Source organism: Williamwhitmania taraxaci, from assembly GCF_900096565.1.
GTDB classification, from domain to species: Bacteria; Bacteroidota; Bacteroidia; order Bacteroidales; family Williamwhitmaniaceae; genus Williamwhitmania; species Williamwhitmania taraxaci.
In genome coordinates, this window is record NZ_FMYP01000024.1 from 38,515 (window position 1) to 49,311 (window position 10,797).

The 10,797-nt window shown below is 44.6% G+C and carries 11 protein-coding genes; 3 read left to right on the plus strand and 8 right to left on the minus strand.

The window, feature by feature from the left end; genetic code table 11:
• Positions 1-36: 36 nt before the first annotated feature.
• Complete coding sequence (locus BLS65_RS07995) at positions 37-300, minus strand: hypothetical protein (protein WP_092437739.1); 264 nt, start codon at positions 298-300, stop codon at positions 37-39.
• A gap of 213 nt (positions 301-513) precedes the next feature.
• On the opposite strand from BLS65_RS07995, the gene BLS65_RS08000 reads away from it, so the two are divergent.
• A complete protein-coding gene (locus BLS65_RS08000) occupies positions 514-2,913 on the plus strand; it encodes an alpha-ketoacid dehydrogenase subunit alpha/beta (protein WP_092437741.1) in 2,400 nt (799 codons plus the stop codon).
• 83 nt (positions 2,914-2,996) lie between these two features.
• Here BLS65_RS08000 and BLS65_RS08005 read toward each other — a convergent pair whose 3' ends face one another.
• Complete coding sequence (locus BLS65_RS08005) at positions 2,997-4,910, minus strand: Na+/H+ antiporter NhaC family protein (RefSeq protein ID WP_125869809.1); 1,914 nt, start codon at positions 4,908-4,910, stop codon at positions 2,997-2,999.
• Positions 4,911-5,080: 170 nt separating this feature from the next.
• On the opposite strand from BLS65_RS08005, the gene BLS65_RS08010 reads away from it, so the two are divergent.
• Positions 5,081-5,671 (plus strand): YqgE/AlgH family protein, encoded by a 591-nt coding sequence (locus BLS65_RS08010; protein WP_170830038.1) that lies wholly within the window; start codon positions 5,081-5,083, stop codon positions 5,669-5,671.
• On the opposite strand, the gene BLS65_RS08015 is transcribed toward BLS65_RS08010, so the two are convergent.
• The 6 genes from BLS65_RS08015 to BLS65_RS08040 all read right to left on the minus strand — a co-directional run bounded on the left by BLS65_RS08015 (position 5,668) and on the right by BLS65_RS08040 (position 9,923).
• Positions 5,668-6,537 carry an aminotransferase class IV gene (locus BLS65_RS08015; RefSeq protein WP_092437747.1) on the minus strand — a complete coding sequence of 290 codons (870 nt, stop codon included), beginning with the start codon at positions 6,535-6,537 and terminating at the stop codon, positions 5,668-5,670. The genes BLS65_RS08010 and BLS65_RS08015 overlap by 4 nt on opposite strands.
• The gene (locus BLS65_RS08020) at positions 6,537-7,022 is read right to left on the minus strand and encodes a D-glycero-alpha-D-manno-heptose-1,7-bisphosphate 7-phosphatase (protein ID WP_092437749.1); all 486 of its coding nucleotides are present in this window, start codon (positions 7,020-7,022) and stop codon (positions 6,537-6,539) included. Before BLS65_RS08020 ends, BLS65_RS08015 begins: the two co-directional genes overlap by 1 nt.
• 2 nt (positions 7,023-7,024) lie before the next feature.
• Complete coding sequence (locus tag BLS65_RS08025) at positions 7,025-7,648, minus strand: rhomboid family intramembrane serine protease (protein ID WP_092437751.1); 624 nt, start codon at positions 7,646-7,648, stop codon at positions 7,025-7,027.
• A gap of 9 nt (positions 7,649-7,657) precedes the next feature.
• Entirely contained in the window at positions 7,658-8,680 is a 1,023-nt protein-coding gene (holA, locus tag BLS65_RS08030; RefSeq protein ID WP_092437753.1) for a DNA polymerase III subunit delta, read from the minus strand.
• Between the two features lie 6 nt (positions 8,681-8,686).
• Positions 8,687-9,457: an AMP nucleosidase gene (locus BLS65_RS08035; protein WP_092437755.1), complete on the minus strand. Its 771-nt coding sequence runs from the start codon at positions 9,455-9,457 to the stop codon at positions 8,687-8,689.
• Between the two features lie 97 nt (positions 9,458-9,554).
• Positions 9,555-9,923: a cupin domain-containing protein gene (locus BLS65_RS08040; RefSeq protein ID WP_092437757.1), complete on the minus strand. Its 369-nt coding sequence runs from the start codon at positions 9,921-9,923 to the stop codon at positions 9,555-9,557.
• Here BLS65_RS08040 and BLS65_RS08045 point away from each other — a divergent pair.
• Positions 9,909-10,367 (plus strand): type I restriction enzyme HsdR N-terminal domain-containing protein, encoded by a 459-nt coding sequence (locus BLS65_RS08045; protein ID WP_092437759.1) that lies wholly within the window; start codon positions 9,909-9,911, stop codon positions 10,365-10,367. The genes BLS65_RS08040 and BLS65_RS08045 overlap by 15 nt on opposite strands.
• The last annotated feature ends 430 nt before the right edge of the window (positions 10,368-10,797 follow it).

Here is a 10,797-nt window from a genome sequence, read left to right on the forward strand (position 1 = left end):
CTACTAACCTCCCAAATTGAAAAATGTTCGAAAGGGCTATAGTTTTGGTTCGTCGGCAAAGATAGGACATTCACCATGGCACGATTCGCAGTTCTCATTGGCTGGACGCTTACCCAACTTTTTCAGCAGCAGCATCTCCTCGGTGCGGGCACATTTAATTCCGCGCTTGCGCATATCCTTGTTGTGCCCAACCTCTGTCTCTGGAAATTTTTTCTTGAGGAAAAATATGTTAAAACCTAGCCCTATTACTACAAATGCCATAAGCAATGACGCAATACCAATTAGTTTTAATGCAACCATTTTTTTTGTAAAGATAGTGGTTTTCGTCGGAAATTTGGAGATTGAAGACCGACGTCGGCATACCCTCGATTGAATTAACCGTTCTTACTCCTTTCATTTCTTCCTGTTTACCTCCAAAAACGTTAAACAAAAACCTTATCTTCGGGTTTATGTAGTGACTACCGAAAACGGTTACAAAACGGATTTACCTCACTTCTTCAAAATATATTCTCCATGGCAAAATTGGGTAAGGAAGAGATTTTAAACGATTTTTATATTGGATGGCTTAGCCGGCAACTCTCTATGCTTGGGCGCAAAGAGGTGCTCAACGGGAAGGCGAAATTTGGAATTTTTGGCGATGGGAAGGAGCTTGCGCAGCTGGCTCTGGCTAAGAATTTTCACAACGGCGATTGGCGCTCGGGCTATTACCGCGACCAAACTTGGATGATGGCTTCTGGTATCTATTCGGCAGAGGAGTTTTTCGCCCAGCTTTATGGCCAAACTGAGGTGGAGCAGAATCCGGGAAACGCTGGACGAGTCTTCAATAACCACTTTGCCACGCGCAGCCTTAACCCCGACGGTAGCTGGAAAAACCTTATGGCCCAAAAGAACTCTTCGGCCGATATTTCACCCACCGCAGGTCAAATGCCGCGACTTCTTGGATTGGCTTATGCCTCTAAGCTCTATAGAAACATTAAGGAGATAAATGGGGAGAAGAACTTTACTGAAAATGGAAATGAAGTTGCCTTTGGAACCATAGGCGACGCTAGTACCTCCGAAGGCCACTTTTGGGAGGTGATGAATGCTGCCGCGGTGCAGCAGGTGCCGCTGGTTATGTCGGTTTTTGATGATGGTTATGGAATCTCAGTTTCGCGCGACCTTCAAACCACCAAAAGTAGCATCTCCGAAGCGCTAAAAGGCTTTGAGAAGGGCAAGGGCGACAAGAGCGGTATGCTAATTTATAAGGTTAACGGCTGGGACTATTCTAAACTGGTGGAGGCTTATGCCGAAGCGGTGGACAAATCGAGGAAACTGCACGTTCCTGCATTGGTTCATGTGGTTGAGTTGACCCAACCCCAAGGACACTCTACATCCGGTTCGCATGAGCGGTATAAGAGTAAGGAGCGACTTGCATGGGAGTTGGAGTTCGATTGTCTGCTGAAATTTAGGCAGTGGATCGAATCCGAAGGCATTGCCACAGCCGAGGAACTCGATGTAATAATACTGAAAACGGAGACTGAAGCGAAGGTTGCCAAGAACGCTGCTTGGAAAAAATACACTGAACCTATTAAGGCCGAGCGCGATGCACTGGTTAAAATTATTGATAATCGCTCCTGTATCTGCAAGCGAGAGAAGGTAGATAAGGTGGGGTTGCTCACCCAAGAGTTGAAGCGTATTGCATTTCCTATTCGCAAGGACAACCTCAGCACTGCCAAGCGGATACTAAGACATGTTTGCACCGATTGCTCCATCCGTGAAAAGTTGCAGGATGATTTGGGTACTTGGTTGCGCGCAAGCATCGAGGATGGAAAGGATAGGTATAGCACACTTCTTTATTGCGAAAACGAGCGTTCTGCTCTAGTGCAGAAGGTGATTGCGCCAATCTTCTCTGAATCGTCGCCTATGGTAAATGGAAGGGAGATTATCCGCGATAACTACGATATTCTTTTTGCCAAATACCCCAAACTGGTGGTTTTTGGTGAGGATGTGGGCAAAATTGGTGGTGTAAACCAAACCTACGAGGGTCTTCAGGAAAAGTTTGGAGAACTGCGGGTTACCGATACCGGTATTCGCGAAACTTCCATCATTGGGCAGGGGTTAGGCCTTGCGCTTCGAGGGCTACGACCTATCGCCGAAATTCAATACTTCGACTACCTTCTCTATGGTCTGCAAACGCTAAGCGACGATGTCTCCACCTTGCTCTGGCGCACCAAGGGCGGACAAAAAGCCCCATTGATTATTAGCACCCGAGGTCATAGGTTGGAGGGAGTTTGGCATTCGGGCTCACCGCTGAGTATGGTAATAAACTCCATTCGAGGAATGTACGTTTGCGTTCCACGCAACATGACCCAAGCAGCTGGTATGTATAATACTCTGCTACAGTCCGATGATCCCGCTTTAGTAATTGAGCCGCTCAACGGATACAGACTAAAGGAGAAACGCCCCGATAATCTTGGCGAATATACTGTGCCGTTGGGAATTCCTGAGGTATTAACTCAGGGAACCGATATCACATTGGTGACCTACGGCTCCTGTGTAAGGATTGCGCAAGATGCGGTGGATCAGCTGGTCGACTTTGGAATTTCTGTCGAACTTATTGATGCGCAAACATTGCTTCCTTTCGATACCGGTGGGGTTATTTTGGAATCGCTTAAGAAAACCAACCGCATTCTCTTTTTCGATGAGGATGTTCCGGGTGGGGCTACTGCCTACATGATGCAGAAGGTACTCGAGGAGCAGAAGGGTTTTCGTTACCTCGATTCTGAGCCTCGTACAGTAACAGCTAAGGAGCATCGTCCGGCTTACACAACCGATGGTGATTACTTCTCCAACCCCAACTCGGAGGATGTATTTGAGGCCATCTATGCCATTATGCACGAGGGTAATCCAAAGCGATATCCGGAACTTTACTAGTGCTTATTTCACGGTTTTGAACGTAAAGTCGGCTCATCGTCCGACTTTACTTTTCTTTGTAAAATTACGTTAAAAGAAAGTATCTAGGTTTTCTTCCCAACTTTCCTGATTATTGCCCACATGATAAGTGTTCCCACTGGGTAAAGAATCCATGTTGATACACCGTAAGCTGAGGGAATGATGCCGATACAAAGCGATACACCTGCAACGGTTAGAGCGTAGGGCATTTGGGTTTTTACATGGTTAATGTGGTTGCATCCCGATGCCAGTGAGCTTAGAATGGTGGTGTCGGAGATCGGGGAGCAGTGGTCGCCAAAAACCGCACCGGCAAGGATCGAAGAGATAACTCCATAGAATAGGTTGATGGACGTATCGTAGGACAGCCCGTTTTGCTGATTTATCAGCCAGCTGGCCGGTAGAATTAGTGGGTAAAGAATTGCCATTGTTCCCCACGACGTTCCGGTTGAAAAGGCAATTGCTGCTGCCAAAACGAAGGTTAGTGCCGGCATAAGGTAAGGCGAAACTTGCATCTTAATTAGCAGGCCGCTAATATAGTTGGCCGTGTGTAACTCCATGGTAATGGCGGCAAGCGACCAAGCCATGACTAGGATTAGAATAGCTGGAAGCATCGTTTTTATTCCATCAATCAAGGCTTCCATGCTGCGGTTCAGGTTGACCAGCCGTTGGGTAAGGGTAAGACCAAGGGCACAAAGCACTCCGAGAATCGATGCCCAAAGCAGCGCAGTATAAGAGTTTGAACGCCCAATGGTGTCCATTACCTTTGTTCCAAAGGTAATGGATTGATTGTCCCAAACTTCGGGACTGTAACCAGTATAGAATAGCGCTATGATGGTACCAAACACAACTACTAAAACAGGAATTACTGCATTATACCATCGAGCCTTGTCGGTAACCTCCTCAAGGTGCGTTGTTGAATTGCTATTCGCTTGTGGTTCCTCCTCCGGCTTTGCTTCTCGAGCCATTATCTCGAACTTGTACATAGAGCCATAATCCCTTTTCATCCAAATTATCATAAACATGAAGATGATGGTGAATATGGGGTAGAAGCGGGTGTTGAGCGATTTAATGAACACAGAGTATGCGCTCTCGTCGATGTTGATGGCGTTGAGCCCTTCTTGAATGTAGCTAAGTTCAATGCCAATCCAAGTGGTTATGAGAGCTAAGGCGGCAACCGGTGCAGCGGTAGCATCCACTATGTATGCCAACTTCTCTCTCGATATTTTTAGGCGATCGGTTACCGGCCGCATGGTATTGCCCACCACCATAGTGTTTGCATAATCGTCAAAGAAGATGGCGATGCCAAGCAGGTAAGTAATCATTTGTCCGGAACGGGGCGAGCGAGCTCTTTTTGCCAATACGTCGACCACACCCTTCATACCTCCATTAACAGTAATAAGGCTTACCATGGCTCCAATAAGCAGCGAAAAAACAATAATGGAGGCGTGCCCCACGTCGGCAATGGCTCGAATAAGGTAGGTGTCGATAAACGTAAAGATCCCTTGGAAGAGTGCGGTTAGTATGTTACTTCCGGAATAAAAGTGCATTGCTGCTGTTCCCATAATAATCCCCAAAAAAAGAGCTGTATAAACCTCTTTTAGCAGCAAGGCAAGCAGAATGGCTATCAGTGGTGGTATTATCGAAAACCAGAGCGGGATAGGATTTACGTCAATCTCCTCTTTATAGTTGGAGATCTCCACCGTTACTATTCCTTTTTGTTGGATGGGCACCGAGATGGTTCCGCTTCCATTAATCAGACAAAAGGTATAGGTAGTATCGGGAGTAGTAATTATTGCTTGTATGGTATCTTCAACAGTAGTGTTTCTCTTTGAACTGATCTCAAATTTAGCAGGGATCTCCTTTACAAAGAACCAAGGGGAAGTGATCTTGAAGGATTGCTCCTGCCCATTAGCTGCAGTTGAAAACGGTGAAAGGATGAACACTAACCCCAAAAGGACTGAGAAAAATATTTTGCTCATAATTAAAATTTCCTTAAAGTAGCAATTATTCCTTTTGCCAACGCAAAATGTGTTATTTTCTGCATCTACGCTGAGAATTATCACAAATACTCAAATATGTAACATATTCAGTGACTTTTTCTTCGTAAAGTGTGAAAAATAGATTAATTTGCTTAAGAAATTGAATGTGCATGAAATTGGAAAAACATAATTTTTTTAAGGTTGATCATACACCGGTTCAGCCTGCCGAAGGAAAGGTGCTTGTTTCTGATCCTTCTCTCAACGACTTTTATTTCTCCCGATCGGTAATTCTTTTGACTGAGCACAACGAGAAGGGCTCGGTGGGATTCGTTCTTAACAAACCAGTTCAAGCCTCGCTTTCTGAACTGCTGGATGGCTTTCCTCTTTTTTTATCCCATGTTTCGGTGGGTGGACCGGTAAGCCCCAATAGTGTTCATTACATACATACGCTTGGGGAACTTGTTCCCGGTTCAAAACACCTATTCGAAGACCTTTTTTGGGGAGGCGATTTTGATGAATTGAAAAGGTTAATCCGGGAAGGTGCCGTGCAATCCCATCAGATAAAGTTTTTCTTTGGTTATTCTGGATGGACTGGAGATCAGCTAATCAGTGAGTTATCTATAGATTCTTGGGTTGTAACAACGCTCGATGCGGTAGCAATTATGCAGCCGGGGCATGATTTGTGGAAAATGACGGTGGAAGGGTTGGGTGACGATTTTCGGATTTGGCTCAACTATCCTGAGAACCCAATTATGAACTAGATTTCGAAGGTTTCTTTATTCAACATTACATTCAACTTCTTGGTGTGGGAACAAAAGTATCGCCGATCCCGATAGCCCATTACCCATCGTATTCCCGAAACAGCATTGGTAAGGAAGATTTCGTCTGAGGCTAGCAGGTTTGCTTCTGTCAATGAGCAGTTTTCATTCACCGTTAATCCAATTTTTGGAGCTAATTCAATCACTTTTTGGCGCATTACCCCAGCGATGCATCCATCCGAAAGTCGAGGCGTATAAAGGTTCTTGCCCTTAATCAGAAATAGGTTGGAGCTGGTAGCCTCCACCAGCTTACCTTCGGAGTTGAGGATAATACAATCGCCCAATCCGTTGCTTTTCTTATACCTCGCTGCCATAACAAAGAGCAATGCGTTTCCTGTTTTAAAGGACGACAGTATATTCTGGGGCTTAACCATCTCTGGGTAGAGGTCAATAAAAATGCCTTTTTCGTTAAGGAGGTATTTTTGTTGCTCCAAGGGTGATGCTTCTATTGTAAAAGAGACTTCGTCGGAGGCGGGGGTGTATAATCCACCATCGTTTCGGAACACCGTAAGCCTTACACGTGCACTGGTGAAAATTCTAACTTTATTCAGCAGTTTTACCGTTAATCCATAGAGTTGCTCCTGGGCAAAGGCTGGGGGAACTAGCATGCCGAGAACCTCCATCCCGGCCATTAATCTGCGATAGTGGAGTTGGAAGTGGCGTGGTTCGGTTCCAAATGCATGAAGGGTTTCAAAGAGAGTATCCCCATAGCAGAAGCCTCTGTTTTGAAGCGTCAGAAGTGGCTTCTCGGGGTCGAAGAACTCTCCGTTTAAGCAGCACCAGCTCTTGTATGTGGATGGATTTTCCATTAAGGGATTTCCTTAATACCGTCTAGCAGATTTCCGTTAGTCTTAACGAGGATCCCCTTAACACCTGCGGCTTTGGCTGCTTCAATGTCGCGAGGACTATCGCCAATTAAAAACGAGGCCTTGATATCAATGTTGTAGCGTGCGACAGCTTTCTCAATCATTAATGGTTGCGGCTTGCGGCAGAGGCACTTGCTTGTAGATTCGTGGTGAGGACAGTAGTATATCTCCGTGAGTTTAACTCTGGCCGAAGCCAATATTTGCTCCAGTTTCCCGTGAAAGGCATTCACCTGTTGGCGAGTGTATTCACCGCGTCCAACTCCTCCTTGGTTGCTAACCACAATTAGCAGGTATCCTTTTTCTTGAAGAGCCGAGAGTGCCTCAATCACACCGGGGTTCAAAATAAGATCGTCAACCCTATAAACGTAGTAGTGCCCCTCGTCGCTGTTGAGCACCCCATCTCGGTCTAGAAAAATAGCTTTTTGCATCGTTATAGACCTAGTGCCGCTAGGAAGTATAAAAAGAGTTTTGGATTAATAAGTAGAGGAAAAAGAAATCCAAAAAGAGCACCGGTTAAGTGGGCGTCGTGGTTAATATTGTCACCACTCTTTTTACTCATGTAAGTGGTATAAAGCAGGTATAATACTCCGAATACTATCCCTGGAATAGGAATTACGAAAAAGAAGTAGAGCATCTGCCAAGGGGCAAAAAAAATAGAGGTGAATACTACTGCCGAAACGGCTCCTGAGGCTCCAATGGAAACGTAGTAAGGGTTGTCCTTGTGCTTTTTTATGGAGGTAAGGGTTGCAATTACTATGCCCCCAATGTATAAGGTGAGGTACGTAACTGCTGCCGATCTAATCACCCCGTTCTCTTGCAGCTGATTGAAAATATTCTCCACGTAAGTACCAAAGGAATAGAATACAAACATGTTTACCCCAAGGTGCATGTAATCGGCATGTAGAAATGCATGTGTAAAAACACGATAGTACTCTTTCTTGTGGATGGTTCGGTAAGGTATCAGGCTTAGCTTGTTGAATACCTCTTTATTTGTCAATCCCCAGTAAGAAATGGCTATGGTTACTATGAGAATAATAAGCGTTATGCTAATCATGGTGGCTCTTTAGTATAAAATTTTAAGGAGTAATTCTTTCAGCAACTCTCCGTCGGAGGATGTGTTGCCTCCCCAACCTTTCGACTTCATATCGTATTCACGGAGCAGGTTTATCACCTGGACTGTTTTAGTTGCAGAAAAGTTTTGCGCAGCCGATTTGTAATCGTTCACAAAATATGGGTTTATTTTAAGCTTTGCGGCAACGCTCTCCTTCGATTTGTCCTTCAGCATGTGGTAGGTCAATAACTTTGAGAAGTGATTGAATAGAGAGATAATTGTGAGAACCATTGGATTGTCCTTTGGGTTACGTGCAAAGTAATCGGCAATCATGAGCCCCTTGAGCATATCCCTATTCGAAATAGCTTTGTTGAGTTCAAAAGTGTTATAATCTTTGCTTATTCCTATATTCTGAATAACGTTGTCGTCGTTAATCGACTTACTTCCAGCAGGAAGGGTAATCATGAGTTTCTCCAGCTCGTTGGCAATCTTAGAGAGATCGGTTCCAAGGTACTCCTTCAGCAAAAAAGCAGCTTTTTCGGATATTGTAATGTCTTTCGCCTTCAGGTAGGTGGATATCCATTGCGGAATATCGCTATCATACAGCTTCGACGATTCAAAAACCTCCCCAATTTCGGCGGCTTTCTTAAGGAATTTCGTTCGCTTGTCGATTGCCTTATGCTTTGCCGCAATTACTAGGATGGTCGATTTTTGGGGGGCTTGCACATACATATCCAAGTCGCCAATTGCCTTCAGATTTTGTGCCTCCTTAACAATAATCACTTGGTGGGTGCCCATCATTGGGAACTTGCGTGCTGCATTAATAATGGCAGCAGCATCCACATCCTTTCCGTAAAGGGTGAGTTGATTGAACGCTTTCTCGGCATCCGATAGCACGTTTGCCGAAATGTAATTGGTAATTTGGTCGATGTAGTAGGCCTCTTCTCCCATCAGCACATAGATGGGCTTGTAGATCTTTGCTTTCAGATCTTTTATAATTCGTTGGTATTCTCCTACTGCATTATTTTTTGCCATAGAGTTCTAGAATCTCAGGTGTTTTACGGATTCACCGTTGTTAATAATTTCGTGCATGGCCTCTAATCCAATTCTTAAGTGGTCCTCCACAAAGCTGTCGCTTACCCGTTTGTCGCTGGCCGAAGTTTTTACTCCGTCCGAGATCATAGGTTGGTCCGATACAAGAAGTAAGGCTCCGCATGGTATTTCGTTGGCAAAACCAACCACAAAGATAGTGGCCGTTTCCATATCGATGGCCATGGCTCTGGTTTTTGTGAGATAATTCTTGAACCGTTCGTCGAATTCCCACACTCGACGGTTGGTGGTGTATACGGTTCCGGTCCAGTAGTCTCTTCCATTATTCCGAATAGCCGAAGAGAGCGCCCGCTGCATGTTAAAGGCGGGTAGAGCGGGTATTTCTGGAGGTAAGTAATCGTTGGAGGTTCCATCGCTTCGAATGGCTGCAATGGGTAGTATTAGGTCGCCAAGACTATTCTTCTTCTTTAACCCCCCGCACTTGCCCAAAAAGAGAACGGCCTTGGGATGCACTGCAAAGAGTAGGTCCATGATGGTGGCTGCATTGGGGCTACCCATACCAAAGTTGATCATGGTAATATTGCCGGCGGTTACAGCTGGCATGTTGGCGGTGGGATCAGCAACCTCTACATTATTCCATTCACAAAAGAGGTGCAAGTAGTAGCCGAAGTTTGTAAGCACTATATGCGAGCCAAACTCTTCGAGTTTCATTCCTGTATATCGAGGGAGCCAGTTTTCCACAATTTCTTCTTTTGTCTTCATAAAATTCTCGTTCTATAATTATTAAACAAAGATAACGCTTTTCCTCTTTCTTGGTTTTCGGAAAAGAAGAGCAAGATCTTGTTGTGTTGTAAGATGATTACCCGAAAAAATAGCGTTTTTTAATGGGTGAGTTTATTTTCCATGTGCAGTTAACTCCTTTTGGAAATTCAACCCAATCTCCAGGTCCAAAGACTATGCTGTTCCCCTCAGTATCTATCACGTTTGCTTGACCTTCGAGTATATAGCAGGTTTCTTTTTCGTCGTAATGCCAAGGGAACTCTGAAACCTCTTTCGTCCAGATGGTCCAGTCTTGGGCTAGCCGTTTTTCTGCATCGTTTGGCTTTCTAGTTACGATCTCCATGGGTTTTCTGTTTTTGTGTTTGGGTAGCAAAGTATGAAATTTTTTTTTCTCTTCAGTTTTTCTTTTCTTTGAAAGGTATAAAGATTTGTAATGATCGAGTTGAATTTACCCACGTGCAACCTCAATATTCGGGAAGTGGCTAATGGACATGAGGTTTTTGATTCTTTCCGGAAGCGGTTTGTGTCATTAACCCCCGAAGAGTGGGTTCGACAAAATTTTTTAAACTTCATGGTAGACCAGTTGGGCTATCCCAAAGGGCTTATTTCGGTAGAGCAGCAGTTGAAACTTAATGGGCTTACCAAACGCTGCGATATTCTTGCCTATTCCAAGACTGGGAATCCGGTTTTATTAGTTGAATGTAAAGCACCTTCGGTGAACTTGACTAATGAAGTGTTTGCTCAAGTTGCTCGCTACAACATTACCCTTCAGGTTCCATTTCTGGCTATAACCAATGGACTCGCTCACTACGCAGCTCGAATCTCCTTAACCGACAAACAGTTTGAGATGCTGGCTGAATTTCCAACATTTGATTTGGTTAGCACCGTGTAACCTGGGCAATGCTTCTTTAACAGTGTTTGCCGTGTAGTTTTATTGTATTTATTAAGGGCAATGCAATTTTTATTATAAAGGTATTTTTTGTTATTACCTTAAATCCGCAGGTCGATTGCTAGGTTTTAAATCTTAGCGTATTTAGGTTTGCTTGGTGGATATTTTGCCATTTTTTTGGTTCGACATAGCCCTTCTTTGCGTCACTTCTTCCGTTTTTCGCTCCCCCTATGGTTTGCAACTTCCTTTTTTGGAAGCCTGCAACAATAAAAACCGTAACGAACCGTAAGTGTCAGGTATTCAATTACTAGCTATTGAGGCGCGGGCATACCTTTCCCATTGGGCACAGCAGCGTGGCCGCTTCACTCCAGCAGCAGGTGGTATTTCTTGGCCGAAAAGAGCTTTAGGATGCGCTGTCGTCCCCGCATTATCC

Excerpts from the sequence above, each read along its gene's own strand:
- BLS65_RS07995 (WP_092437739.1), bottom strand. The coding sequence starts at position 300 with ATGGTTGCATTAAAACTAATTGGTATTGCGTCATTGCTTATGGCATTT.
- BLS65_RS08000 (WP_092437741.1), top strand. The coding sequence starts at position 514 with ATGGCAAAATTGGGTAAGGAAGAGATTTTAAACGATTTTTATATTGGA.
- BLS65_RS08005 (WP_125869809.1), bottom strand. The coding sequence starts at position 4,910 with ATGAGCAAAATATTTTTCTCAGTCCTTTTGGGGTTAGTGTTCATCCTT.
- BLS65_RS08010 (WP_170830038.1), top strand. The coding sequence starts at position 5,081 with ATGAAATTGGAAAAACATAATTTTTTTAAGGTTGATCATACACCGGTT.
- BLS65_RS08015 (WP_092437747.1), bottom strand. The coding sequence starts at position 6,537 with ATGGAAAATCCATCCACATACAAGAGCTGGTGCTGCTTAAACGGAGAG.
- BLS65_RS08020 (WP_092437749.1), bottom strand. The coding sequence starts at position 7,022 with ATGCAAAAAGCTATTTTTCTAGACCGAGATGGGGTGCTCAACAGCGAC.
- BLS65_RS08025 (WP_092437751.1), bottom strand. The coding sequence starts at position 7,648 with ATGATTAGCATAACGCTTATTATTCTCATAGTAACCATAGCCATTTCT.
- holA (WP_092437753.1), bottom strand. The coding sequence starts at position 8,680 with ATGGCAAAAAATAATGCAGTAGGAGAATACCAACGAATTATAAAAGAT.
- BLS65_RS08035 (WP_092437755.1), bottom strand. The coding sequence starts at position 9,457 with ATGAAGACAAAAGAAGAAATTGTGGAAAACTGGCTCCCTCGATATACA.
- BLS65_RS08045 (WP_092437759.1), top strand. The coding sequence starts at position 9,909 with ATGATCGAGTTGAATTTACCCACGTGCAACCTCAATATTCGGGAAGTG.